Source organism: Microbacterium sp. KHB019 (assembly GCF_037285405.1).
GTDB lineage: Bacteria > Actinomycetota > Actinomycetes > Actinomycetales > Microbacteriaceae > Microbacterium.
Genome location: NZ_JBBDHF010000001.1, coordinates 1,077,601 through 1,102,835, shown reverse-complemented (window position 1 = coordinate 1,102,835; position 25,235 = coordinate 1,077,601). Strand labels below are relative to the sequence as shown.

The following is a 25,235-nucleotide window of genomic DNA, read 5'->3' as shown; positions in this document are numbered from 1 at the left end:
ACGTGTGTACGACGGGGTCTCGATGCGAAGACGGGGCCTCGATTGTAGGTGTCACTGTTATGTCCGATTTCCGCGAGCCGGCGGCTTTCGGACGTGTCAGAGTGGAGGCATGAGCCTCCTGACGATGGCAACCAGCTCTCTGAGCGGCATGACATTCGACGAGCGGTATCGCGCGATCGACGCGCGCGACACCCGCTTCGACGGGCAGTTCGTCACGGCCGTGCACTCCACCGGCATCTACTGCCGCCCCTCTTGCCCTGCGCGCACGCCGAAGCGCGAGAACGTCAGCTTCTTCCCGACGAGCGCCGCAGCTCATGAGGCCGGTTTCCGCGCATGCAAGCGCTGCCTTCCCGAGGCCGCGCCCGGCTCGCCGGCGTGGGACGTGCGGGGGGATGCCGCGGCACGCGCCATGCGCCTCATCGCCGACGGCGTGGTGGAGCGCGAGGGCGTTCCGGGGCTGGCATCGAGGCTCGGATACTCCAGCCGCCACCTCACGCGGTTGCTGACCGCTGAACTCGGCGCAGGACCCTTGGCCCTCGCCCGGGCTCACCGCGCCCACAACGCCAGGATGCTGCTGGTCGGCACCGACCTGCCGATCGCCGACATCGCGTTCTCGGCCGGATTCGCCAGCATCCGCCAGTGCAACGAGACGATCCGCGAGGTGTTCGGGCTCACCCCGACCGAGCTGCGCGCGAAGCGGCACCGCGGGATCGAGACGCCGGGCGAGATCGACCTGCTTCTGCCGCACCGTGAGCCGATGGATGCAGCCGGCATCTTCGCCTGGATGATCGCCCGCGCCATCCCCGGCGTCGAGACGGCGACCGCGACATCGTTCGCCCGGCACCTGCGGATGCCAGGCGGGCCGGCGTGGTTCGAGGTGCGCCAGGGCGTGGACCGACGACTGCGACTGCGAGCCCGCGTCACCCACCTCGGCGACCTCGCTCCGCTGGTCGCCACAGCGCGCCGGATCTTCGACCTGGATGCCGATCCCGTCGCGATCGACTCGGCGCTGTCGGCTCATTCAGAGCTGGCGCCGCTCGTGGCTCGGGTCCCCGGCATCCGCGTCCCGGGCGCGGCCGACCCGCATGAGATGCTCATCCGGGCCATGGTCGGCCAGCAGATCACCGTCGCCGCCGCCCGAACGGCGTTGACGTCGCTGACCGAGGCGCTGGGGGAGAGAGCGGCCGACGACGGACTCCTGTTCCCGACCGTGACGGCGATCGCCGAGCACGGGGCTGAAGTGCTGCGCGGGCCCGCCGCGCGCATCCGCGCCGTCACCGGCGCTGCCGCCGCACTCGCCGACGGCTCGCTCGCCCTCACGGTCGGCGACGACAGCGCTGCTCAGCGTGCGGCGCTGCTGGCGATGCCGGGCATCGGGCCGTGGACCGCGGACTACGTGCGGATGCGCGTTCTCGGCGATCCGGACATCCTGCTGCCGGGAGACGTCGCCGTCCGCGCCGGGGCCGCCGCAGCCGGCATCATCGCGTCGAAGAAGATCGATGGTGCGGTCGGCCCAGCCGCCGAACTCACGACCTGGGCAGAACGCACGGCCCCGTGGCGCAGCTACCTCTGCGCTCATCTGTGGCGCGCAGCACCCGTTCGCACTCCACGACCTCGACAGACACGGACTACGTCCTCGACCACACCTTCGACCAAGGAGGTCTCATGACCGCTCTCATCCAGACCATCGACACCGCAGACGGGCCGTTCACCATCCTCGTCGACGAGCACCAGCGCGTCCTCGCCTCGGGTTGGACCGCGGACCACGACGAGATCGTCGGCCGACTGGCCGAGAAGAACCGTCCGGCAGAGGTCCGCGACGGCACAACCGATGCCGCGTCCGCCGTCCGCGCGTACTACGACGGCGATCTCTCCGCTATCGACGACGTGCCGGTGCGACAGTTCGGCACCGAGATGCAGCGGGCCGGGTGGGACGCACTCCGGCGCGTCACACCGGGGCAGCCGCTGACCTATACGGAGTTCGCCGTGGCCCTGGGCAGCCCGAGCGCTGTGCGCGCCGCGGCATCCATCTGCGCGCGCAACGCGCCGGCGCTGTTCGTCCCGTGCCATCGCGTGCTGCGGGGGGATGGATCGATGGGCGGCTTCGCCTGGGGGGTCGACGTGAAGGAGTCGTTGCTCGCCCGAGAACGCGCCGCACGGTGAATTCGAGCGGAGCGCAAACAAAATCCGGAATGGTTCTTGCCCTCAGCCGGTTCACAGGAATAGGCTGGAGGGCTGTCGCGCCGACCGGTGCGAGGCTTCGAGCCTGAGGAGGACACCATGATTTCGATCGCCGTCGCGCAGATCACCGTTCCTGGCTCGAACCCGGCCCACACCGCCACCCGGTTCTCGCGCGGCTGATTCCCGGCCGCCCGCCGCATCCAGGGCGCTGCGCTTCGCAGCCGCGCCCTCCACTCGAACCTCTTCCGCTCCACAACTCGTCTGAGAGTCATGTCCTCCTCGCCTTCTTCGTCTTCAACGTCCTCTTCGCTGTCCACGCCCCGGGCACTGTGGCGCCTCGCGCCTTTCGTAAAGCCGGTCGTCTGGCGCTTCGTCGGCGGTGCCGCCAGCGCGCTCGCTGCTGCGATCATCGCCCTGATGGTGCCGATCGTGCTCGAGCAGATCGTGCGCGGCCCCGTGCAGTCCGGCGCGGTCGGAATGATCGTCCTCGGCGCTCTCGCCGTCCTCGCTCTCGGCCTCGGCGAAGCCGTCATGGTCTGGCTGCGGCGCTGGTTCATCCTCAAGCCCTCGACCGAGGTCGAGTACCGGATGCGCACGCAGCTCTACTCGCGCCTCCAGACGCTGCCGGTCGCGTTCCACGACCGCTGGCAGTCGGGGCAGCTGCTCAGCCGCATGATGCAGGACATCGGCCTGATCCGCCGCTGGTTGGCGTTCGGTCTCATCCTGCTCGTCGTCAACATCCTGACGATCATCATCGGCTCCGTGCTGCTGTTCCGCTGGCACTGGCTGTTGGGCGCGATCTTCATCGTCACGGCGATCCCGCTGTGGATCCAGGGCTACCTCTTCGAGAAGCGCTACGGGCGCCTGGCTCGCCAGAGCCAGGACCAGGCGGGCGACCTCGCGACCAGCGTCGAGGAGAGCGTCCACGGCATCCGCGTGCTCAAGGCCTTCGGCCGCGGCAAGCACGCCCTCAACCGTTTCAGCACGCAGGCGGAGAGCCTGCGCGAGACCGAGCTCAGCAAGGCCCGCGCGATCGGATCGATCTGGTTCTGGCTCGACCTCATGCCGCAGATCGCGTTCGGCCTCAGCCTGATGTCGGGCATCTGGTTGATCGCGCAGGGCGCCATCGAGCTGCCCGAGCTGTTCGCCTTCTTCGCTATGGCGACCGTGCTGCGGTGGCCGATCGAATCGATCGGGTTCCTGTTCTCGTTCATGCTGGATGCCCGCACCGCGACCGACCGCGTGTTCGACATCTTCTCCGAGACGAACGCGATCACCGACCCGGAGAACCCCGTGACGATCGCGGAGCCCCGCGGCGAGCTCGCTTTCGAGAACGCGCACTTCCGGTACCAGGATGCCGGCGCTGCAGAGCGCGACCTGCTCGACGGCATCGACCTCGTGCTGCGCCCGGGGGAGACCATGGCGCTCGTCGGCCTCACCGGCAGCGGCAAGACCACCCTCACCACGCTCCCGACGCGCCTGTACGACGTGACAGGCGGGCGCGTGACGCTCGATGGCGTCGACGTGCGCGACCTGACGCTCGTCGAGCTGCGTCAGCACATCGCGATGGCGTTCGAGGACGCCACGCTGTTCTCGGCCTCGGTGCGCGAGAACGTGCTGCTCGGCCGCGCCGAGCTCGACGTCCACAGCGAAGAGGGCGAGCGCGTGCTTCGCGAGGCACTCGACGTCGCGCAGGCCGGGTTCGTCGACCAGCTGCCTGAAGGCGTCGAGACGGTCATCGGCGAAGAGGGGCTGAGCCTGTCCGGTGGGCAGCGCCAGCGTCTCGCTCTCGCGCGCGCCGTCGCGGCCAAGCCCAGGGTGCTGGTGCTCGACGACCCGCTCTCCGCGCTCGATGTCGACACCGAGGCTCTCGTCGAGGAGGCACTGCGCCACGTCCTCGCCGACACCACGGCGATGATCGTCGCACACCGCCCGTCGACGGTCGCGCTCGCCGACCGCGTCGCGCTGCTCGAGCGCGGGCGCATCACCGCCGTCGGCACGCACTCCGAGCTCCTGAGGACGAGCACGCACTACCGCCACGTGATCTCGAGCCTCGAGGCCGAGGAGGCCGCGCGCACCGGCGCGATCCCGATCATCACCGATCAGGATCTCGAAGAGGCCGAAGAGGCTGCAGCCGCGGTCGAAGCATCCACCACCGAGGAAGAGGAGGTGCAGGCGTGAGCACGGCACTCACCGGAACCCAGGGCGAAGACCGCTCCAACTACACCCGCGAGGAGAGCAAGGCGATCCGCCAGCGCTCGCTGCGTCTGCTCGGCTCGCTCGTGTCGCCGCTGAAGGCGCAGATCGTTCTCGCAGCGATCGTGCTCGTGGTCTCGACGGCGCTGCAGGTCGCCGGCCCTATCCTCATCAGCATCGGGCTCGACAAGGCGCTGCCGCAGGTCCTCGATCACGCGGACTGGATGCCGGCGTTCACGATCGGCTTCATCTACCTGTTCGCCGGTGCCACGGCCGCGGCGCTCATCGGCTGGTACGTCGTCGTCGCCGCTCGCATCACGCAGGCCGTGCTGATCGATCTGCGCAAGCGCATCTTCCTGCACACGCAGCGTCTGAGCCTGGAGTTCCACGAGACGTACACGTCCGGCCGGATCATCTCGCGCCAGACCAGCGACCTCGACTCGATCCGCGAGCTCCTCGACGGCGGTCTGAACAACCTCGTCTCCGGCGTGCTCTTCGGTGCGTTCACGTTCATCGCGCTCATCGTGTGGGACTGGCAGTCCGGTGTGATCTTGGCTGTAGCGGGCATCCCGCTGTACCTGCTCATGCGCTGGTTCTACTCGCGGTCGCAGGTCGTGTTCCGCGAGTCGCGCGTGATCAGCGCCAAGGTGATCGTGCAGTTCGTCGAGACGATGACGGGCATCCGTGCGGTCAAGGCGTTCCGCAAGGAGCCCCGCAACGACGTGACCTTCCAGAAGGTCGCCGGGGACTACCGCGATGTGAACCGTCGTTCGATGCTGCTGTTCGGCACGTTCGAGCCGGGCCTCATGGCGGTCGCCGCGCTGACGCTCGGCCTCGTCGTGCTCTGGGGCGGCATCCGCGTCGCCGACGGTGCGCTCACCGTCGGCGTGCTGCTGTCGGCCGTGCTGTACGTGCGCAACTTCTTCGCGCCCATGCAGGAGATCGCGATGTTCCTGAACTCCTACCAGTCGGCCACCGCCGCTCTCGAGAAGGTGTCGGGCGTGCTCGAGGAGCAGCCGACCGTTCCCGATCCAGAGGTGCCGGTCGATCTGTGGGAGTCGCGCGGTCACGTGCGCTTCGAGGAGGTCACGTTCGGATACTCGGGGGAGAAGACGATCCTCCCGAACTTCTCGCTCGACATCGCCGCCGGTCAGACGATCGCGCTGGTCGGCACGACCGGTGCGGGAAAGTCGACGCTCGCGAAGCTCATCTCGCGGTTCTACGACCCGTCACTGGGTCGGGTCACGCTCGATGGCGTCGACCTGCGGTCGCTGCATCCGAAGGACCTGCGCCGCGCGATCGTCATGGTCACGCAGGAGGCGTACCTGTTCAGCGGGACGGTGGCCGACAACATCGCGCTCGGGAAGCCGGATGCCACGCTCGACGAGATCAGGGCGGCGGCCAGGGCGGTCGGCGCGGACGAGTTCATCTCGGCCCTGCCCGACGGATACAGCTCCGACGTGAACAAGCGTGGCGGTCGGGTGTCGGCGGGGCAGCGTCAGCTAATCTCGTTCGCGCGGGCGTTCCTCGCCGATCCGGCGGTGCTGATCCTCGACGAGGCCACGGCGTCACTCGACATCCCGTCGGAGCGGCTCATCCAGGATGCGCTGCAGACGCTGCTCAAGGACCGCACGGCGATCATCATCGCGCACCGCCTGTCGACGGTCGCGATCGCCGACCGCGTGCTGGTGATGGAGCACGGACAGATCATCGAGGACGACGCCCCCGCTGCCCTCATCGGCGGCACCGGCAAGTTCGCGCAGCTTCACGCCGCCTGGCAGGAGACGCTGGTCTAGCGCGGGCATCCGCCCGCCCTGCGCGGGAGGGGTCGCGTCTGGTCGCCTGGCGGGTGCTGAGGCGACGACTTGCGACCCCTCCCGACACCGGAGACGCGATGGGGCGGGACCGATACGATCGGAACGTGGATCCGTTGTGGATGCTGGCCGCCGAGTGGTGGTGGATCGCCCCGACCGCTGTCGGAGCCGGTGCCGTCACCGCCGTCGGCGTGCGCCGCAGTCGTAAGCGCAGCGGCCGACGCCTGGCGCTGGATGCCGCGCGCAGCGATCTGCGGGATGCTCAGCGCGAGGTCGGCGAGCGCCGGCGTGCCGTGAAGGTCGCGCGGGCCGAGCATGCCCGTCTGGTCGCAGAGCGGACGGCATCCCGAGCCTCGAGCGCCGATGTCGCCAGCGGGCGGCGCGCGCTGAAGCAGGCCGAGTACGACGCCAAGGCCGCGTCCGCTGACGTCCGTGCACGGCGGGCGCGCGTCAGCGCAGCCCAGGCAGAGTTGCCTCGCGCATCCCAGGCCGACCGCTATCCGGTCGCGCGGCTGCACAGGGCCCACGACGCCATCACGGCGCGGTGGATGGACTACGAGACCGACCCGGCGAAGCTGATCGCCTACCCCGTCATGAGCAACGGCAAGGATCCGGCGATGGCGGCGTTCCTCGCCGCAGCGCGGCGGGCACGCGACCTGCGGCCATCGTCGACGTCCGGTGTGACGCCGGCGGAGTTCTCGGCGTACCGGGATGCCGTAGCCGATCTCGAGCGCACGTTCGACGTCGCCGAGTACACGGCGAAGGAGCGGGCCGCAGGGCGCGACCCCGGTGCCTCGCAGGCCTGGCAGGAGACAGCGCACGACGTGCTCAGCCGGTCGGCGGAGGCACTGGACCGCGCTGCCGGGGCCGCGGCGTCCGCATTCGCGACGTGGACCGCCCGCCGCAAGCCGAAGGACGACGAACCCACGCGTTCGTGAGGCGACGCCGAGCCGCCTACGCGGGCAGCGCGCGCGTGCGGACGAGTTCCTGGTACCAGCGGCCCGAGTCCTTCACCGTTCGCTCCAGCGTGTCGAAGTCGACCCGGACGATGCCGAACCGCTTGGCGTAGCCGTAGCCCCATTCGAAGTTGTCGAGCAGCGACCACACGAAGTAGCCGCGCAGGTCGACGCCCCGCGCCAGCGCCCGGTGCGCCGCAGTGAAGTGGCGGCGCAGATAGTCGGTGCGCTCCGGATCGGGCACCGACCCGTCCTCGGCGACCTGATCGTCGAACGCGGCACCGTTCTCGGTCACCATGAGCGCCTGGCCGGGGAACTGCTCCGACAGCGAGACGAGCAGCTCCTCCAGTCCCTCCGGCGCGATGTTCCAGCCCATCGCCGTGTACGGACCCGGTTGCTCGACGAACTCGACGAGCTGATCGCTGCCCGGCCACGCGGTTCCCGCTGAGGTGCCCTTGTGCCCGTCGTTCTGCTGCTTCTCGGAGACGCCGTCCCAGAGCCGCACGGTCGCGGTGGAGTAGTAGTTGACTCCGAGCACGTCGATCGGCTGGTTGATGGTCTGCAGGTCGCCGTCCTGCACGAACGACCAGTCGGTCACCCCTGCGGTGTCGGTGAGCAGATCGGCCGGGTACTCGCCTCGCAGCATCGGGCCGGTGAACGCACGGTTCGCGAGAGCGTCGATCCGGCGCATCGCCTCCGAAGCGCCGTCGCCCTGCCCGCGCAGCACGTGGAAGTTCAGGGTCACCGAGTAGTCGGGGTCGCCGGCGGACGTGGAGCGCAGCGCCTGGATCGCCCTGCCGTGCGCGAGGTTCAGGTGGTGCACCGCCGAGAGGGCCGATGCCGGCTCGGTGCGGCCGGGCGCATGACCGCCCTGGCCGTAGCCGAGGTATGCCGAGCACCAGGGCTCGTTCAGCGTGGTCCAGGTGTGCACCCGGTCCCCGAGCGCCTCACCCATGACCGAGGCATAGCGCTCGAACGCGTCCGTGGTCGCGCGGGAGGTCCAGCCTCCGGCGTCCTCGAGGTACTGCGGAAGATCCCAGTGGTAGAGCGTGGCGACAGGCCGGATGCCGCGCGCGAGCAGTCCGTCGACGAGGCGCGAGTAGAAGTCGACCCCGCGCTGGTCGACGGCGCCGTCGACAGTCGGCTGGATCCGCGGCCACGCGATCGAGAAGCGGTAGGCCTGCAGGCCGAGCTCCGCCATGAGGTCCAGGTCCTCATCGAGCCGGTGATAGTGGTCGCACGCCACATCCCCGGTGTCGCCGTTCCACACCTTGCCCGGCGTCTTGCTGAACGTGTCCCAGATCGACGGCGTGCGACCGTCCTCCGAAGCCGCGCCCTCGATCTGATACGACGCGGTGGCAGACCCGAACGTGAACGATGGCGGAAAGACGAGGCCCGTGTCGCGGTAGTCGGCGGAGCCGGTCGTGGTCGTCATTCGGTTCTCCTGGATCGAGGCGTGGAGAGACCCCGCGTCGAAAGACGACGGAGCCTCGGTGGGGGAGGGGATCCGAGACCCCGCCGCCGCTACGAGGATGAGACCTGGATGGAGGCGATGACCTCGCCGTACTCGGTCTCGCCGACCTGTGTGAATCCGACGCGCTCGAAGAACGCGGCAGGACCCGCGTCACCGGCTTCGTAGATCACATCGACGTGGTTCATCCCTCGGGAGCGAGCCTCTTCGATCAGCGCCTCGACGGCGTACCGTCCGATGCCGCGACCCTGGTCGTCGGCATCCACATTGATGCGCCACAGGACCGACCGGAAGTGCTCTTCCGGAGCCTCGGGGTCGAAGTTCGCGCTGACGAATCCGACGACCTCATTGCGGTCGAGAACGACGCGCTGCCAGGAGGTCTGCGGGTTGATGACGGTAGCGGCGATCCCGTACGAGACGGGCGCGAGGTACTGCTCCTGCCCCGGCTTCAGGGACAGATTGTTGACGGCGACGATCGTCGCAGCGGACAGTTCGACCACGCGCAGTTCAGTCATAGCCCCAGGGTAACCTCTCTGGACGAGTGCGGACAGAAAGAAGTCCGGGAACGTGGACTGGGGCACTCAGGTATCTTGGTATCGAGACAAATTTGACTCGTGAACGGAGAATCTCCCGGTGACCGACGACGCCATCATCTACACCTACACGGACGAGGCACCGGCTCTCGCCACCGCATCGCTCCTCCCGATCGTCCAGGCATACGCCGGCAAGGCGGGCATCGAGATCGAGACGCGCGACATCTCGCTCGCCGGCCGCATCCTCGCAGCCTTCCCGCAGCGCCTCACCGCCGAGCAGGAGGTGTCCGACGCCCTCGCCGAACTCGGCGGACTCGCCACGCTCCCCGAGGCCAACATCATCAAGCTGCCGAACATCTCGGCATCCATCCCGCAGTTGAAGGCGGCCATCGCCGAGCTGCAGGCCCAGGGCTACGACATCCCGAACTTCCCGGACGAGCCGTCCTCGCTCGACGAGAAGGACATCCGCGCTCGCTACGACCGCATCAAGGGCTCTGCCGTGAACCCCGTTCTGCGCGAGGGCAACAGCGACCGCCGCGCGCCGCTGGCCGTCAAGAACTACGCCAAGAAGCACCCGCACACCAACAAGCCGTTCGCCGAGGGCTCGAAGACCCGCGTCGCCACCATGGGGCACGACGACTTCAAGCACAACGAGAAGAGCTGGATCGCCGCGCACGACGACGTCCTCACCATCCGCCACATCGCCGAAGACGGCACCGTCACCGTCCTCAAGGACAACCTCAAGGTGCTGCCGCGCGAGATCATCGACGCGACCTTCCTGTCGGCAGCAGCTCTCGACGCGTTCCTCGCCGAGACGCTCGAGACCGCCAAGAACGACGACGTGCTCTACTCGGTGCACCTCAAGGCGACGATGATGAAGGTCTCGGACCCGATCATCTTCGGCCACGTCGTCAAGACGTTCTTCGCCGACGTGTTCGCGCGCTTCGGCGATCAGCTCGCCGCCGCAGGCCTCAGCGCCAACGACGGCCTCGGCTCGATCCTCACCGGACTCGCCGGCATCGAGGGCGGAGCCGAGATCGCTGCGGACTTCGAGAAGAAGATCGCCGACGGCCCCCGTCTGTCGTACGTCAACTCCGACAAGGGCATCACGAACCTGCACGTCCCCTCGGACGTCATCGTGGATGCCTCGATGCCGGCGCTCGTCCGCAACGGCGGCAAGCTCTGGGGCGTCGACGGCGCCGAAGATGACACGCTCGCCGTCATCCCCGACTCGTCGTACGCCGGTGTGTACCAGGCCGTGCTCGACGACGTGATCGCCAACGGCCCGCTGAACCCGGCCACGATCGGCACCGTCCCCAATGTCGGCCTCATGGCGCAGGCGGCTGAGGAGTACGGCAGCCACGACAAGACGTTCGAGATCGCCTCGGCCGGTCGCATCGAGGTCGTGGACGGCGACGGAACCGTCGTCATCGAGCACCATGTCGGCGCCGGAGACATCTGGCGTGCGACGCAGACCAAGCACATCCCTGTCATGGACTGGGTGAAGCTCGCGGTCACCCGTGCCCAGGCGACCGGGGCCCCTGCCGTGTTCTGGCTCGACCTCAACCGCGCACACGACGCGCAGCTGATCGCCAAGGTGCACCAGGCGCTCGCGACCCTCGACACCGATGGAGCGCAGATCTCGATCCTCGCCCCTGAAGAGGCGACCCGCTACACGCTGGCACGTATGCGCCACGGCCTGGACACCATCTCTGTCACCGGCAACGTGCTGCGCGACTACCTCACCGACCTGTTCCCGATCCTCGAGGTCGGCACTTCGGCGAAGATGCTCTCGATCGTCCCGCTGCTCGCCGGCGGCGGGCTGTTCGAGACCGGTGCAGGCGGATCGGCCCCGAAGCACGTGCAGCAGCTCGTCGAGGAGAACTACCTGCGCTGGGACTCGCTCGGCGAGTTCTTCGCGCTGGCCGCCTCGCTCGAGCACTTCGCGGACCGCACCGGCAACGAGAAGGCGCGTGTACTGGCCGAGACGCTGGATGCCGCAACAGGCACCTTCCTCGAAGAGGACCGCTCGCCGGGCCGCAAGCTCGGAACGATCGACAACCGCGGCAGCCACTTCTACCTGGGCCTGTACTGGGCTCAGGAGCTGGCCAAGCAGACCAAGGACGCCGAGCTCGCAGCGGCGTTCGCCCCGATCGCCGAGAACCTGACCTCGAAGGAGCAGGACATCGTCTCCGAGCTCAACGGCGCCCAGGGCCACGCGGTGGACATCGGAGGCTACTACCGCCCCGACGTCGCCAAGGTCGCGCAGATCATGCGCCCGTCGCAGACGCTGAACGGGATCATCGACGCGGTCTGATGCTCAGTCGACGAAAGGCCGGATGCTTGATGCATCCGGCCTTTCGCGTCTTGACCGGCGCGCGGTGTCCGCCTCGTTCGTGCTGTTCAATCCTGTTCGCGCTGCAGAAGTATCAGCAGCGTCGACAGGGAACAGCAGCGCGAGGCTGGGAACAGCAGCGCGAGGAGGTTGTCTGCGGGGCGTCAGTAGTGGACGTTGACGCCGACACCCTGCGGCGTCCAGTTGAACAACCACTGCGCGCGCCACTCCGGCATGCCGACGCAGCCGTGACTCATGCGCGTGCCCCAGTTGCTGTGCCAGTAGACGCCGTGCAGCGCCTGGTCGCCATTGAAGTACATGACCCACTTGACATCGGGCTGGAAGTAGTGCGGCGCCTTGGTGAGATCGCGGTTGCCCATGTTCTGGCTCGACGTCTTCCAGCCGATGGGGTACGTGCCGGGATGGGTGTTGAATCCGTCGACACCGGAGGAGACGTACCAGGAGTCGACGACGACGCCGTTCTCGATGGCGCTGACGACCTGGGTGGACAGGTTCACGTCGATCTGTCGCAGCAGGGTGGTCGTCTTGAACGCGACCTCTTCGACCTCGACCGGCTGAACGGCCGTGCCGTTCTCGAGCTGCGCGGCGAAATCGGACGCGAGCGTGCTGGTGTCGCCGAGGGTGCGGCCGGTGACGCCGGCGGTCAGCTCCTGCAGGACGGTGCCGCTGCCGTTGACGATGGTCTTGGCGTCCACGGGAGCGCGATCGACCTTCGAGGCGAGGGTGTCGACGGTCTCCTGGATGGCTGAGGCGTCTGCGGAGATCGTCAGCTCGCCGTCCGTGTCGACGACGTCGAGCCAGGTCGCTGCGACGGCTGGCGACACCGGAACCGTCCGCTCGTCGCCGACGTAGAAGCCGATTTCGGCCAGCATGCCGTTCAGCTGGTCGGCGACCGCCGCGGCCTCCTCGTCGCTGACCGCAGCCGGTGCCTCTGCCGGCGCGGCGGAGAACTCGAGCGTGCCCGCACCGTCACTCATCGCCTCGGTGATGGCGCCGGTGAGCGCGTCGAGGTCGATGCCGGTTCCCGCGACAGCGGGGGTGGTCGTGTAGGACGCGCTGCCGGCGTCGAACGACACCTTCGCGTCGATCGCGTCCTCGTAGCTCGCGGGAACCAGGCCGCGCAAAGTGTCGTGCGCGACCTCTGGGTCGAGTGAGATGTCGGCGGCGATGGGCTCGGGCAGCCAGGCACCGACGTTCCACATCGGGTGCTCGGCGTACGCGGCATCCGCAAGAGCCTTCGCATCGATCGAGGCGCCGAGCTCGGACCCGGTCACGACCAGGTCCTCCGCGGAGTCGGTGAGCGAGATCTGCAGGCCGGCGAGGTGCGCCTCGACGGTCTCTGCCGCGGCGGCCGGCGTCAGTCCGCCGACCGGAACGCCGGCGATCGTCGTACCCGGTGCGATGAGGATCGTGGATGCCGCGCCCGCAGCGAGAAGCAGCGCGCCGACGCCGACGCCGACCCAGAGGCCGGTGCGATGCCTCTTCGGCGCAGGCTCGCGGGGAGCCCACTCGACTGGACGAGCACCGTCGATCGGCGGCATCGCTTGCGTGCTGGTCGTGGACTCGCCGGTGGCTTCACCGGATGCGGCGACAAGGTCGGTCACGATTTCACCCCCCGAGAGTCAACGCGACAGTTTCTCTATCATACGTGGCCGCAGATAACGAGCGGGCAACGGTTGAGACGATGATGCCCCGGGATCACGCGGATCCCGGGGCATCATCGATGCGGCCGTGCGTCAGCTGCAGAGCTGCTGCAGTGCGGTGGCCGACTCGGTGACGTCGCTGGTGATCGTGCTGAGGTCGCCGGCAGCGTCGAGATCCTGCTCTACGACGACCTTGGTGAGCACCTCGCCCAGTGCGACGAAGTCGTCGTACACGGCGGTGGTGGCTTCCTTGACCTCGGTGTTGGAGACGCTGTCGACGGTGTCGCCGAGCTTGCCGATGTACTCGTTGAACTGGTCGACGGTCGCCTGCGGGTCGGCGCTCGCCGGGTCGATGCTGGACATCGCGTTGCTGGCCTCGGTCAGCTGCGGGATGACGATGCCGCACGCGTCCTCGACGGACTGGTCGGTGTTCGTCTCCTCTGCGGGAGCCGAGTCGCCCGAGTCCGCCTTGTCGGACGTGGGCTCCTCAGCCGCACCGGAGCAGGCGGTCAGGCCGAGGACGGCGACGGTGGCGATGGCGAATGCTGCGATACGGCGGTTCATGTGATTACCCCTCAATGACGGCACCACGAAGTGCGGTGCTCGATTCTCCGGTCGAGAAACCAGTCAAGCACACCGGCCACGGGGGTCTCGATGGGCAGAATGACCCATGACCCGCCGCAGGGTCAGCCCTCGACGATGGCGATGCCGTCGATCTCGACGAGCATCTCCTCGCGCGGAAGACCCGTGAAGACGGTGGTCCGCGACGGGAGAACGCCGCTCGGCGTGTGCGCCGCGACGAACGCGCCGTACGCGTCGTTCATGGCGGCGAAGTCGGAGCGCTGCGTGAGATAGACGCGCAGCATGACGACGTCGTCGAACGTCGCACCCGACGCCTCGACGATCGCTTTCACGTTCTCGAGCGTGCGGGTGGTCTGCGCGGCCACGTCGCCCTCGAACACGTACTCGTTCGTCGAGGGGTCGACCGGTCCCTGTCCGGAGACCTGGACGAACGGGCCCTTGCGCACGCCTTGCGAGAACGTGTGAGCTGGAGCGGGGGCGGCGTCGGTCGTGATTCGAGTCTTCGTGCTCATCACCTCAGCCTAGTAGCCTTGTTAGATGCCTCTACAAATTCCGGATCCGACGCTCGGCCCGTGGGCGAAGGCGTTCCCGGCTCGCTCGCACGGGCTGCGGCTGAGCGAGATCCCGGATGCTGGATTGTCGCTGTCCGAGTTCAGCACTCCGGTGATGACCCTGCACGAGCAGTCGGTCGCCCACAACGAGCAGGCCGTGTTCGACTGGGCGCGCGACGTCGGCGTCGTGCTCGCACCGCACGGCAAGACCACGATGGCGCCGGCGCTGTGGCAGAGCCTCCTGGATGCCGGGGCCTGGGGCATCACCGTCGCGACGCCGTGGCAGGCCGCCGTCGCGGTGGATGCCGGCGTCCACCGCATCCTCATCGCGAACGCCGTCACCGATGTTGCCGCAGTCGTCGACCTCGGCGCCCAGCTGGCTGCCGATCCAGAGCTGCGGATCATCTGCTGGGCCGATTCGACCGACACCGTCGCACTCCTCGCCGCCGCCGGCATCGATCAGGAGCATCCGCTCGACGTCCTCGTGGAGATGGGAGGCGCAGGAGGGCGAACCGGCGCCCGCACGGTCGAGGAGGGCGAACGGATCGCCCGCGCGATCGATGACGCCCCAGGGTTGCGGCTCGCCGGCGTCGGCGGGTACGAGGGTCCGTTCGGACCCGACCGCAGCGACGCGTCGGTGCGAGCAGTGGACGCGTACCTCCAGACGATCGTCGACCTGCACCGCCGGCTGACCTACGGCGAGGGGCCGACGCCCATCCTCACTGCCGGAGGCAGCGCCTTTCCGGACCGCGCAGCCGCCGTGCTCGCGCCGCTGCGCGGCGAGGCCGAGATCGTGCTGCGCTCCGGTGCCTTCCAGATCCACGACGACGGGTTCTACTCCCGGATGTCTCCGTTCGGCTCACTCACCGGCACCGCCCCGCTGCGCTCGGCCATGCACGCCTGGGCCCGTGTCGTCTCGCGACCAGAGCCGGGCCTCGCGCTGCTGGATGCCGGCCGCCGCGACGTGCCCTTCGACATCGACCTCCCCATACCGCAGTCGGTCGCGGGCGACGTCACCGCGCTGAACGATCAGCACGCATTCCTCTCCCTCGCCCCCGGCGCGCAGGCGGCCGTCGGCGACGTCGTCAGACTCGGGCTCTCGCATCCGTGCACGGCGTTCGACAAGTGGCGGGTCATCCCGGTGATCGACGATCCGGATGCCGATGATCCGCGCGTGATCGGGGCGGTGGCGACATGCTTCTGAGTGCCGAGCAGGCTGGAGCCGGCCGGGTGCGCGTGTACCGCGGGGCGACCGTCGTCGACGGCACAGGAGCCGATCGGTACCGTGCGGACGTCGCGATCGAGGGCTCGACGATCGTCGCGGTCGTCCGCGCCGACGACGACGAGGCTCTCGAGCTTCCCTCCGGCGCGGTGGAGATCGAGGCCGACGATCTGGTCCTCGCACCCGGCTTCATCGACATGCATGCGCACAGCGACCTCGCCGTACTCACGGGCGCCGATCATCAGGCGAAGATCAGGCAGGGCGTCACGACCGAGGTCATCGGGCAGGACGGACTCGGCTATGCACCGCTCGACGACGTCGCGGCATCCGCCGTCCCCACGCAGATCGCCGGCTGGAACGGCGCTCCTGCCCTGAGCACGACGGGCCCGAGCACGTCCGGCGACGTCCCGTGGCGCACCGTGGACGAGCTGCTCGCCGCGATCGACGCGGCGACGGTCGCCAACGTCGCCGTGCTCGTGCCGCAGGGCAACCTCCGGATGATGACCATCGGGCACGAGAACCGTCCGGCGACTCCGGATGAGCTCGAGGCCATGTGCGCGCTGCTCGGCGCGGCCCTGGACGCCGGAGCCTTCGGAATGTCGAGCGGCCTGACCTACACACCGGGCATGTACGCCTCCACCGCGGAGCTGGAGACGCTCTGCCGCGTCGTCGCCGAGCGCGGCGGCTACTGGGCTCCGCACACCCGCAGCTACGGCGCCGGTGCGCTGGACGCGTACCGTGAGGCGCTCGACATCGGCCGCCGCACTGGATGCCCTGTGCACCTCACGCACGCCACCATGAACTTCGCCCCCAACCGTGGGCGGGCCGCCGAGCTGCTCGCCCTCGTCGACGAGGCGATCGCCGACGGTGTGGACGTCACGCTCGACACCTACCCGTACCTGCCAGGGGCGACGACTCTCTCGGCCCTCCTGCCCAGCCGCCTCGCGGCGGGCGGCGATCTCGTCGCCGGCATCCGGTCGCTGGACGACGCTCAGCGCGAGCAGGTGCGCGTCGAGCTCGAGGACATCGGGTGCGACGGCTTCCACGGGGAGCGGGCCGACTGGTCGCAGATCGAGGTCTCCGGCACCGCGAACCCCGCGCTCGCGCACCTGGTCGGGCGCACGATCGATGAGATAGCCGGTACCGAAGGACGCCGTCCCGTCGATGTCGTCCTCGACACGATCGTGGCGGATGCCGGGGCGACAGGCATCCTCATGCACATCGGCGACGAGCAGAACGTGCGCGCGATCATGCGGCACCCCCGTCACACGGGCGGCAGCGACGGCATCCTGATCGGCGCGAAGCCGCACCCGCGCGGGTTCGGGACCTTCCCGCGCTACCTCGGCCACTACGTGCGCGAGCTCGGCGTCCTCCGCCTCGAGGAGGCAGTGCAGCACCTGTCCGCCGCTCCGGCGCGACGTCTCGGCCTCGACCGCGGGGACACGCCGCGCGGCGTCATCCGTGCCGGCGCCATGGCCGACCTCGTGCTGTTCGATCCTGAGATGATCGCCGCCGGCGCGACATTCGACGATCCACGCGCGGCTCCGGTCGGCATCCATGAGGTGCTGGTGTCCGGCGTCGCGGTGATCTCCGGCGGCGAGGTCGCCGGCGCGACCCCGGGCAGCGCCCTGCGGATGCCACCGCAGCCGCACCGTGCCACGGTGCCGCTGATCGACTCGACGATCGATCCGCAGGCGGCTCCGTTCCTCCTGCATCACGATGCGCCGATCATCGGGTCAGAAGACCTCTCGAGGATCGCCTCCCTGCTGCGCGATGCCCTCGACCTCGCACCGGATTCCGACCCAGAGGCCCCATCGATCCTGCTGCGTGTGGACGAGAGCCTCGGTGGGGAGGAGTCCTTCCGCATCGACGTCACCGCCGAGCGCGTCGAGCTCATCGGCGCCGCTCCCGTCGGCGTCTTCCGTGCCGCGATGACCCTGCGGCAGCTGTGCACGCCCGAGACCGCGATCGCCACTCGTATCCCGGCCGGTGTCTGGCAGGGTGAGCCGGCGTATGGATGGCGGGGAGCGATGCTCGACGTCGCTCGGCACTTCCGCCCGGCCGATGACGTCCGTCGCCTCATCGATCTGCTGGCGATGCACCACCTGAACGTGCTGCACCTGCATCTCACCGACGATCAGGGCTGGCGCTTCGAGGTCCCCGGATTCCCGCGGCTCACCGAGATCGGTGCGCGGCGAGAGGCCACCCAGCGCGGCCACGGCCCGCGTGCGACCGTCGAACCCGGCGTCCACGAGGGCTTCTACACGACGGCCGAGCTGCGCTCACTGGTCGCATACGCGGCCGACCGCTTCGTGACCATCGTGCCGGAGGTCGAGCTGCCAGGTCACGTCCAGGCTGCGCTCGCCGCATACCCCGAGCTCGGCAACACCGACATCGGTGAGAGGGTCACGGCGCCATGGGAGCGGTTCGGCGTGAACCCGCGCGTGCTCGCGCCCACCGACGAGGCGCTCGACTTCGGCCGAGCCGCGATCGACGCGCTGTGCGACATCTTCGACTCGCCGTGGATCGGGATCGGCGGCGACGAGGTGCCTGTCGACGAATGGGCGCAGAGCGCTGCCGCCGGCGAACGGATGCGTCTGCTCGGGCTCGCGGAGCCGCACGACGTGCAGCCCTGGTTCACCGAGCATTTCGTGGCGCATGTCCACTCGCACGGCCGCACGGCCCTCGCGTGGGACGAGGTTCTCGAGGGCGACGTGCCCGATGGCGTGCGGATCCTCGCCTGGCGAGGACCGGCTGCGATGGCGGAGGCGCTGCGGCGCGGCATCCCGGTGGTCGGATGCCCCGATCTGGAGGCGTATCTCGATTACCGCCAATCCGAATCGGCGGACGAACCCGTGCCGGTCGGACCGCCCTTGACCATCGAGCGCGCCTACACCCTGACGCTTCCGGCCGGCGCCGTCGGCGGACAGGCGAACACCTGGACCGAGCACCTGCCCACCAGGGATCGGCTCGACTACGCGATGTTCCCGCGGCTGAGCGCGATCGCCGAGCGCCTGTGGGCCGGGGGAGAGCCGGGCGAAACGGAAGCATTCCTGCGGCGTCTTCCGCTGCACCTGCGGCGTCTCGCGCGTGCCGGGGTGCAGTATCGTCGGCTCCAGGGCCCGACACCCGATCAGCGACGAGACGGAATCCCTGGAAAACCGATAAGCGTCGCCGATCGCGAACGACACGTCTCCGACCTGGTCGCCGGTTTCCGCCATGGCCCAGCTCATGCTCCGAAGGTGAATTGACAGATATGTCCGAGACGGGTGAACCGCGACAGGCCGCACCGGCCGCGCGAACCAACGCGGCGACGCACGCCTTCGGGTCGTCGCAGAACCTCCGATCGCGCACCAAGGTCCTCCCGGAGCACGCCAGAGGACACAACCGCGCGCTCGTGCTGCAGACGCTGTACCACTCCGGATCGATGAGCCGGGCTGATCTGTCGAGGGAGACCGGCCTCACCCGCGTCACCATCTCTGACCTGGTCGCCGAGTTCATCGCCGACGGCATCATCATCGAACTCGGCATCCGCGAGACGGTCGGGCCGGGCAAGCCGCCGATCCTCGTCGACATCGACCGCCTCGGTCACCAGATCATCGGGTTGGATCTGTCTGATGCCGAGGTGTACCGCGGTTCGGTCATGAGCCTCGACGGCGACGTGCTCGAGCGCCGCGAAGTCGCGAGGCCGGCGCCGTCGGACGGCGAGGGCGCGTACGCCGCTGTGCGAGGGCTCGCGGAGGAGCTCGTCGCGGCATCCACGGCGACGCTGCTCGGCGTAGGGGTCGGCACCCCTGGCATCGTCCGGCCGGACGGCGTCGTGCTCAGCTCGCCGAACATCGGCTGGACGGACTTCGCGCTGGAATCCGAGCTCGGCCGCGATCTCGGGCTGCCGGTGATCGCCCGCAACGACGCGAACGCCGCGGTGCTGGCGGAGTACACGTTCGGCGAGGCTCGCTCGGACTTCGTCCTCATCAAGATCGGGTTCGGTGTCGGCGCCGGGCTCATCTCCGGCAGCCAGCCGCTTCTCGGCAGCCGGTACGCCGCGGGCGAGATCGGTCACGTCGTCGTCGGCACCGACGGCGGCCCGCACTGCGTGTGCGGTCGTGACGGGTGCCTCGAGGCCTGGCTCAGCGTCAGCCGACTGCGCGACGAGATCGCCGCCGATCCCGCATCCCGCGACGTGGTCCTGCGCGATGCCGGAACCCGGATGGCGATCGCCATCGCACCGATCGTGACCGCGCTCGACCTCTCCGAGATCGTGCTGTCGGGGCCGCTCGACCTGCTCGACGGGACGTTCATCGACGCAGCTACCCGGACTCTCCGGTCGCGGACCCTCGAAGGCGTCTTCGATGACGTCGTGATCCGTCCGACCCAGCAGCCGGATATCGTGCTCCGCGGAACGGCTGTGATGGTCCTCTCGAGCCAGCTCGGCGTCTCCTGAGGACGCCGCACTCTGAGACAATCGAACTGTCTTCCCCTTCTTCCCCGCGGCAGCGCTCATCGCGTTCGCAGTCCGCTCGCTTCTGAACAGGAGATCGCCGTCCATGGCTGAAGTCGTCATCGTCGAGAACGCCCCCGCTGCGGGTGCGCTGGTCGCGGATGAGATCGTTCGTCTCATCACGGAGAAGCCGGATGCCGTGCTCGGCCTGGCGACGGGTTCGACGCCGCTGCCGGTGTACCAAGCGCTGCCGTCGCGTCTCGCGGGAGTGGATGTCTCGCGCGTGCGCGGATTCGCCCTCGACGAGTACGTCGGCATCGACCCCGCTCACCCCGAGAGCTACCGCTCGGTGATCACGCGCGAGGTCGTCGAGCCGCTGGGGCTGGACCCCGAGCTGATCCGCACGCCCAACGGTGCCGCCGATGGTGTGCAGCACGCGGGTGACGACTACGAGGCGGCGATCGAGGCCGCCGGTGGCGTCGACCTGCAGATCCTCGGCATCGGCACCGACGGACACATCGGTTTCAACGAACCGGGATCCTCCTTCGCATCGCGCACGCGCGTGAAGACGCTCACCGTGCAGACCCGTGAGGACAATGCGCGGTTCTTCGACTCGATCGACGACGTTCCGATGCACTGCATCACCCAGGGCCTCGGCACGATCCTGCGTGCACGTCACCTCGTGCTGCTCGCGTTCGGTTCTGGGAAGGCCAGGGCCGTCGCTGCCGCGGTCGAGGGGCCGGTCAGCGCGATCCTCCCGGGGTCGGCGATCCAGCTGCACGAGCATGTCACGGTCGTCGTCGACGAGGCGGCGGCATCCGAGTTGAAGCTCGCCGACTACTACCGCTACACGTTCGACAACAAGCCGGCCTGGCAGGGCCTCTAACCCCGGCTGGCGCTTCCGAGCACGTCGGGCCACGCGATCGGGAGCAGGTGCTCGAGGCTCAGCGGTGCGAGTTCGAGCGTGCCGATCGCGTCGGGCGTGATCCAGCGGAGCTCGGCGAGTTCGGCCTGCACGGTCACGGCATCCGCCTCGATCGTCAGGGCGAACGCGTCGGCGATCACCCGGTGGCCGGGTTCGTTCGCGGCGGCGGAGATGAAGCGCCCGAGCGGCCGCATCGCGTTCTCGTCGATGCTGAGCCCCAGCTCCTCCTCCAGCTCGCGGGCGAGCGTCTGCGCCGGGTTCTCGCCGGCCTCCGGTTTGCCGCCCGGTTGCATGAACGCCGTCGTGCCCTGTTTGCGCACGACGAGGACACGTCCGCTCTCATCGTGGATGACGGCGGCGCTGACGTGGATGTCAGGCATGCGCGAACACCTTTCCCGGAGCCAGGATGCCGAGCGGATCGAACACGGCCTTGATCTGCCGCTGCAGCTCCCACTGATCCTCGCCGAGCTCGTCAGCGAGCCAGCGGCTCTTCAGGATGCCGATGCCGTGCTCTCCGGTGAGGGTGCCGCCCAGACGTACGGCGGCGCGGAACAGCTCGTCTGCTGCCGCCCAGACGTGGTCGGGGACCTCGCTGCCCTCGAAGATGAAGTTCGGGTGCAGGTTGCCGTCGCCGGCATGCGCGACCGTCGGGATCGTGAGCCCGTGGGCGGCTTCGATCCGAGCGATCTCGTCGAACATGGCCGGAAGCGCGCTGCGCGGCACCGAGACGTCTTCGATCAGAGTGGTGCCGAGGGCTGCCATGGCGCCGTGCATGGACCGCCGGATCGCCAGCAGCTGCTCGCCCTCCGCGCGGTCGGTCGTGAGCGTCACGGTGCCGCCTGACGCGCGCAGCGTCTCGGCGATGCGCGCAGCCTCGGCGGCGGCCGCAGGGCCGTCGGTCTGGATCGTCAGTTGTGAGGTGGTGGCCGCCGGCGCAGGCAGGCCGAGGTGCGCGTGCACGGCGGCGAACGCCGGGGCATCCATCAGTTCCATGATCGCGGGCTGGACTCCGGATGCCGTCACCGCCGCCGACCCGGCGGCCGCAGCGCGCACGGTCGGGAACAACGCGGTGAGGGTGCAGACCTCGCCTTCGACGAGTCTTCTCAGTTTCAGTGTGGCACCGACGACGACGCCGAGCGTCCCCTCTGATCCGATCACGAGCGCTGTGAGGTCGAGCCCGGTGACGCCCTTGACGCTGCGGTGGCCGAGGTGGAGGAGCCGGCCGTCGGCGAGGACGAGGTCGACGCCGAGCACGGCATCCCTGACGACGCCGTACTTCGCGCACAGCAGCCCGCCGGCGCCGGTGGCGATGTTGCCGCCGACCGTGGAGATGTCGCGGCTGGCGGGGTCCGGCGCCCACCACAGGCCGTCTTCGGCCAGGCGCGCATTGAGCTGGGCGTTCAGGATCCCGGGTTCGACGACGGCGAGCAGATCGTCCTGTCGCACCTCGAGCACGCGATTCAGACGCATCGTGGACAGCACGATCTCGCCGGGTCCGGCGTTCGCGGCTCCCGCGAGACCGGTGCCGGCGCCACGCACGACGACGGGTGTGCGGGTCGCCGTCGCGATGCGCATCGTATGCTGCACGTCGGCGACGGTCCGCGCGTGGACGACGCCGATGGGTCGTCCGGGGGAGCGGTGACCCGACCGGTCCCCCCTGGCCGCCTCGAGTGAGACCTCGGTCACATCGACGACGTCGCCGAGTGCGTCGCGCAGGGCCGCGACCACTGTCACTTCAGGGTTCTCCGACCGGCGAAGAGACCCGCGGCGACCGCGACGACGGCGAACGCCACACCGGCCCACGCCTGGCCCATCGACCACCAGGCGAGTGTGACGCCGGCGTAGATGAGCAGCTCGACGGCCGCGCGGATGAACGGATGCAGCTGCAGCACGGGACGCGGTGAGAGGAACAGCGCCCAGATCAGCAGGACGATCAGCGGCGAGCCGATGCCGAAGACGAGGTTCCACGGGAAGTCCCACATCGCGAAGCCCCACAGCGCCAATGACGCGAGCGCCACGACCAGGACGACGGCCCGGATGATGTCGAGCGGGGTGATGTTCGGACGGTTGACACCAGGCACGGCGTCGGGGGCTTCGGGCATGCCCCCAGTCTATTCGGCGGGGGCGAGGGCCTCGTTCGGCGTAGCCAGCGCGAGGAGGTCTGCGGCGGTGTCCTCAACCGGTGCCGGGGTGAGAAGACTCTCCTCTGTCGACGCGTCCTCCGTCGATTCGGGGCTTGATGGAGCCTCACCGGTCAGTGCGTCGTCAGCCGCGGCGCCGTCGGTCGGAGGCGCGACGTCGGACGGCTCTTCCAGCGCAGGTTCGTCCGCAGCAGCATCAGCCAGTTCCTGGCACGTCGGGCCGGCATAAAGCGCGGCCAACGCGATGACCTTCTGCTCTCCGTTGCTGTCACCCAGGATGTATCCGAGCGAGACGTCGATCTGCGCTGCATCCTGAACCTGCGCGTCCGTCGGCCTCAGATCGACTGTGCCGGCGCCCTGCGCCGAGAGAACGGTGCGGTAAACACCGGCATCCGCGCCGGCGGCGCCTTCGACCACGACGCGGACGGTCGCGTTGGGAGCTCCGGAGAGCGGCACGGAGTACTGGGTCACCAGACCGTCATCGCCGGTGCACGTCTGAGTGGCAGAACCCAATTCTGGAGATCCGTCCGGCACCTGCGGCTCGGGTTCTGGCTCCGGCTCGGGTGTCGACGGCGGCTCGGTGGACTCGCTTCCGTCGCCACCTGCTCCGCCTGCGGGCTTCTCATCACTCACCGGCGTGCTCGCTGCGGGAGGCGCTGCCTCCTCCGGCGCGGTGACAGGCGGCGGCGCCTTCCGCGGCGCCACATCATCGTCGCTGTCGTCGGGCGCTGGGAGCTCGAGGACGAGCATCTCGTCCGCCTCGATGTCGTTGCCGGGGACGAGCTCGGACGAGATCGACGAACCGTCCGCGTCTCCTGCGCTGGGGAGCGAGGTCACCGGGCTGGCGCTGACGAGCCCGGGGACGATGGTCGCTGCCGCGACGACACCCGCGACGACGAGGGCTGCTGAGCCGGCGCCGACCAGTGCGCCGATCCCCGAGATGGCGCCGCCGGGAGCCGCACCCGATGTCGAACCGGCGGCTGCACCTGACCCGCCGAGCGTCGTTCCCGCGAGGCCGCTCGGTGCGCCGATGCCGGTCGCGGCGACAGCACCGGAGACGACGTCCGACGGCATCCCCGCGACGGCGATGGTCGGAATCCTGCCCTGCTGGAGCAGCGCGGTGTACCCGGCGGCCCCCGTGACGCCGAGGACCAGGGGGAGGAGGACGAGCGCGAGTCTGCTGGAGACGTCCTTGACCTCACCGGCGACGATGATGCACCGGGCGCAGTCGTCGAGGTGCGCGTCGAGCCGCTTCTGATCGCGCGTGCTGAGGTTGCCACGGGAATGGGCGCCGAGGTGCGCGATCGTCCAGTGGCATTCGGAGTCGGATGCCGTGCTGCGAACGTGCGCCTGGATCCAGGCTTCGCGCAGGCCCTCGCGGGCGCGGAACGCGAGCTGAGACACCGCGCCGGCCCTCATCCCGAGCAGCGGGGCGACCTCGGCGGGCTTCATCTGCTCGATCTCGGTGTACCAGAGCACTTCCTGCCAGCGCGTCGGCAGTCCGCGGAAGGCATGAGCGGTGAGGCTGCGATCGAGGGCCTCATCCGCAGCCTGCTCGGTGCTGTCCGGGTCGACGATGGATTCGAGCTCGTCGATCGGGGTCTCACGGCGGGCGCGGCCCCAGGCAGCCGCCGTGTTGCGGATGCTCGTGAACAGGTATGCGCGGAAGGAGCCGTTCGGCCCGCCGCCGCGGACGACGGCCTGGAAGATGCGTGCGAACGCCTCTTGGACGAGGTCGTCGGGGTCGATGCTCGACGTGATGGATCGCGCGACGGCGATGCCCGATGGGTAATGACGGCGCCACAGTTCGCTGAACGCGTCTGCGTCGCCGGAGCGCGTGCGCAGGATCAGATCTGCGTCGGCTGTCTGGCCTGTCTCGAAGTCGTTGTGCACAGTCATCCATTGGTCGTGGGGCGAGGATGTGCCTCCACATGAACAAGCGCGTGAACTGGTTCCTCTCGACGCGCCCGAGCCATTGTCTCTCGAAAAGCTGAGTGAGGCCACCCCTGTGGAGAACTCGCATACAGCCCGTCAGAAGAATCTCGGGTTCCGCGTAATGATCTGCGTTGCGCGACGTCTCATCAGTAGAGACAGCCGCGAATTTCACCGGGGGAGGGGGAGTTCGGGCATCGGTGCGAGGGGGATCGTGCCGGTCGGGCGGGCTCGGGAGCCTCGGGGGAGGAGCGCCTGGGCCCGCCCGCTCTCGATCGGAGGAACGCCGGG

Annotated in this window: 19 protein-coding genes; 10 read left to right on the top strand and 9 right to left on the bottom strand. The window is 69.1% G+C overall.

The features are described from left to right. Nucleotides 1-124 precede the first annotated feature (124 nt). From KHB019_RS05345 to KHB019_RS05325, 5 genes are all read left to right on the top strand, one after another. Complete coding sequence (locus KHB019_RS05345) at nucleotides 125-1,669, top strand: Ada metal-binding domain-containing protein (RefSeq protein ID WP_337458246.1); 1,545 nt, start codon at nucleotides 125-127, stop codon at nucleotides 1,667-1,669. Continuing rightward, nucleotides 1,666-2,163 (top strand): methylated-DNA--[protein]-cysteine S-methyltransferase, encoded by a 498-nt coding sequence (locus KHB019_RS05340; protein ID WP_230101977.1) that lies wholly within the window; start codon nucleotides 1,666-1,668, stop codon nucleotides 2,161-2,163. Before KHB019_RS05345 ends, KHB019_RS05340 begins: the two co-directional genes overlap by 4 nt. Before the next feature lie 288 nt (nucleotides 2,164-2,451). Continuing rightward, nucleotides 2,452-4,362: an ABC transporter ATP-binding protein gene (locus KHB019_RS05335; RefSeq protein WP_230101978.1), complete on the top strand. Its 1,911-nt coding sequence runs from the start codon at nucleotides 2,452-2,454 to the stop codon at nucleotides 4,360-4,362. After that, complete coding sequence (locus KHB019_RS05330; RefSeq protein WP_230101979.1) at nucleotides 4,359-6,173, top strand: ABC transporter ATP-binding protein; 1,815 nt, start codon at nucleotides 4,359-4,361, stop codon at nucleotides 6,171-6,173. The genes KHB019_RS05335 and KHB019_RS05330 overlap by 4 nt, the downstream gene beginning before the upstream one ends. A 125-nt stretch (nucleotides 6,174-6,298) precedes the next feature. After that, a complete protein-coding gene (locus KHB019_RS05325) occupies nucleotides 6,299-7,129 on the top strand; it encodes a hypothetical protein (RefSeq protein WP_325471229.1) in 831 nt (276 codons plus the stop codon). A gap of 16 nt (nucleotides 7,130-7,145) precedes the next feature. On the opposite strand, the gene KHB019_RS05320 is transcribed toward KHB019_RS05325, so the two are convergent. Further along, nucleotides 7,146-8,582 (bottom strand): GH1 family beta-glucosidase, encoded by a 1,437-nt coding sequence (locus KHB019_RS05320; RefSeq protein WP_230101981.1) that lies wholly within the window; start codon nucleotides 8,580-8,582, stop codon nucleotides 7,146-7,148. Nucleotides 8,583-8,671: 89 nt separating this feature from the next. After that, the gene (locus tag KHB019_RS05315) at nucleotides 8,672-9,133 is read right to left on the bottom strand and encodes a GNAT family N-acetyltransferase (protein ID WP_230101982.1); all 462 of its coding nucleotides are present in this window, start codon (nucleotides 9,131-9,133) and stop codon (nucleotides 8,672-8,674) included. 118 nt (nucleotides 9,134-9,251) lie between these two features. Here KHB019_RS05315 and KHB019_RS05310 point away from each other — a divergent pair, with 118 nt between their 5' ends. Then, complete coding sequence (locus tag KHB019_RS05310) at nucleotides 9,252-11,468, top strand: NADP-dependent isocitrate dehydrogenase (protein WP_337458245.1); 2,217 nt, start codon at nucleotides 9,252-9,254, stop codon at nucleotides 11,466-11,468. 182 nt (nucleotides 11,469-11,650) lie between these two features. On the opposite strand, the gene KHB019_RS05305 is transcribed toward KHB019_RS05310, so the two are convergent. The 3 genes from KHB019_RS05305 to KHB019_RS05295 form a co-directional block, all read right to left on the bottom strand. Continuing rightward, entirely contained in the window at nucleotides 11,651-13,111 is a 1,461-nt protein-coding gene (locus KHB019_RS05305) for a L,D-transpeptidase family protein (RefSeq protein ID WP_337458244.1), read from the bottom strand. A 132-nt stretch (nucleotides 13,112-13,243) separates the two neighbouring features. After that, nucleotides 13,244-13,714, bottom strand: a complete 471-nt coding sequence (locus KHB019_RS05300) for a hypothetical protein (RefSeq protein WP_230101985.1) — start codon at nucleotides 13,712-13,714, stop codon at nucleotides 13,244-13,246. Between the two features lie 122 nt (nucleotides 13,715-13,836). Next, nucleotides 13,837-14,244 (bottom strand): RidA family protein, encoded by a 408-nt coding sequence (locus tag KHB019_RS05295; protein WP_230101986.1) that lies wholly within the window; start codon nucleotides 14,242-14,244, stop codon nucleotides 13,837-13,839. Nucleotides 14,245-14,269: 25 nt separating this feature from the next. Here KHB019_RS05295 and KHB019_RS05290 point away from each other — a divergent pair, with 25 nt between their 5' ends. The 4 genes from KHB019_RS05290 to nagB all read left to right on the top strand — a co-directional run bounded on the left by KHB019_RS05290 (nucleotide 14,270) and on the right by nagB (nucleotide 20,832). Next, on the top strand, nucleotides 14,270-15,487 hold the full coding sequence (locus tag KHB019_RS05290) for an alanine racemase (protein WP_337458243.1): 1,218 nt from the start codon (nucleotides 14,270-14,272) through the stop codon (nucleotides 15,485-15,487). Further along, nucleotides 15,478-18,756, top strand: coding sequence for a family 20 glycosylhydrolase (locus tag KHB019_RS05285; RefSeq protein WP_337458242.1), 3,279 nt, complete (start codon nucleotides 15,478-15,480; stop codon nucleotides 18,754-18,756). The genes KHB019_RS05290 and KHB019_RS05285 overlap by 10 nt, the downstream gene beginning before the upstream one ends. Before the next feature lie 5 nt (nucleotides 18,757-18,761). After that, the gene (locus tag KHB019_RS05280; protein WP_230101989.1) at nucleotides 18,762-19,949 is read left to right on the top strand and encodes an ROK family transcriptional regulator; all 1,188 of its coding nucleotides are present in this window, start codon (nucleotides 18,762-18,764) and stop codon (nucleotides 19,947-19,949) included. A 103-nt stretch (nucleotides 19,950-20,052) separates the two neighbouring features. After that, the gene (gene nagB / locus KHB019_RS05275) at nucleotides 20,053-20,832 is read left to right on the top strand and encodes a glucosamine-6-phosphate deaminase (protein WP_337458241.1); all 780 of its coding nucleotides are present in this window, start codon (nucleotides 20,053-20,055) and stop codon (nucleotides 20,830-20,832) included. On the opposite strand, the gene KHB019_RS05270 is transcribed toward nagB, so the two are convergent. Genes KHB019_RS05270 through KHB019_RS05255 form a run of 4 tightly spaced genes read right to left on the bottom strand, consistent with a single transcriptional unit; the run spans nucleotide 20,829 to nucleotide 24,911 of the window. Further along, nucleotides 20,829-21,251: an NUDIX hydrolase gene (locus KHB019_RS05270; protein ID WP_337458240.1), complete on the bottom strand. Its 423-nt coding sequence runs from the start codon at nucleotides 21,249-21,251 to the stop codon at nucleotides 20,829-20,831. The genes nagB and KHB019_RS05270 overlap by 4 nt on opposite strands. Then, nucleotides 21,244-22,605 carry an FAD-binding oxidoreductase gene (locus KHB019_RS05265; RefSeq protein ID WP_337458239.1) on the bottom strand — a complete coding sequence of 454 codons (1,362 nt, stop codon included), beginning with the start codon at nucleotides 22,603-22,605 and terminating at the stop codon, nucleotides 21,244-21,246. Before KHB019_RS05265 ends, KHB019_RS05270 begins: the two co-directional genes overlap by 8 nt. After that, on the bottom strand, nucleotides 22,602-22,973 hold the full coding sequence (locus tag KHB019_RS05260) for a YrdB family protein (protein WP_337458238.1): 372 nt from the start codon (nucleotides 22,971-22,973) through the stop codon (nucleotides 22,602-22,604). The genes KHB019_RS05265 and KHB019_RS05260 overlap by 4 nt, the downstream gene beginning before the upstream one ends. Before the next feature lie 9 nt (nucleotides 22,974-22,982). Then, entirely contained in the window at nucleotides 22,983-24,911 is a 1,929-nt protein-coding gene (locus KHB019_RS05255) for a sigma-70 family RNA polymerase sigma factor (RefSeq protein WP_337458237.1), read from the bottom strand. Nucleotides 24,912-25,235: the final 324 nt, after the last annotated feature.

Coding starts and splice junctions, on each gene's coding strand:
- KHB019_RS05260 (WP_337458238.1), bottom strand. CDS start 22,973: ATGCCCGAAGCCCCCGACGCCGTGCCTGGTGTCAACCGTCCGAACATC.
- KHB019_RS05290 (WP_337458243.1), top strand. CDS start 14,270: ATGCCTCTACAAATTCCGGATCCGACGCTCGGCCCGTGGGCGAAGGCG.
- KHB019_RS05340 (WP_230101977.1), top strand. CDS start 1,666: ATGACCGCTCTCATCCAGACCATCGACACCGCAGACGGGCCGTTCACC.
- KHB019_RS05285 (WP_337458242.1), top strand. CDS start 15,478: ATGCTTCTGAGTGCCGAGCAGGCTGGAGCCGGCCGGGTGCGCGTGTAC.
- KHB019_RS05300 (WP_230101985.1), bottom strand. CDS start 13,714: ATGAACCGCCGTATCGCAGCATTCGCCATCGCCACCGTCGCCGTCCTC.
- KHB019_RS05315 (WP_230101982.1), bottom strand. CDS start 9,133: ATGACTGAACTGCGCGTGGTCGAACTGTCCGCTGCGACGATCGTCGCC.
- nagB (WP_337458241.1), top strand. CDS start 20,053: ATGGCTGAAGTCGTCATCGTCGAGAACGCCCCCGCTGCGGGTGCGCTG.
- KHB019_RS05335 (WP_230101978.1), top strand. CDS start 2,452: ATGTCCTCCTCGCCTTCTTCGTCTTCAACGTCCTCTTCGCTGTCCACG.
- KHB019_RS05255 (WP_337458237.1), bottom strand. CDS start 24,911: ATGACTGTGCACAACGACTTCGAGACAGGCCAGACAGCCGACGCAGAT.
- KHB019_RS05280 (WP_230101989.1), top strand. CDS start 18,762: ATGTCCGAGACGGGTGAACCGCGACAGGCCGCACCGGCCGCGCGAACC.
- KHB019_RS05270 (WP_337458240.1), bottom strand. CDS start 21,251: ATGCCTGACATCCACGTCAGCGCCGCCGTCATCCACGATGAGAGCGGA.
- KHB019_RS05320 (WP_230101981.1), bottom strand. CDS start 8,582: ATGACGACCACGACCGGCTCCGCCGACTACCGCGACACGGGCCTCGTC.
- KHB019_RS05295 (WP_230101986.1), bottom strand. CDS start 14,244: ATGAGCACGAAGACTCGAATCACGACCGACGCCGCCCCCGCTCCAGCT.
- KHB019_RS05345 (WP_337458246.1), top strand. CDS start 125: ATGGCAACCAGCTCTCTGAGCGGCATGACATTCGACGAGCGGTATCGC.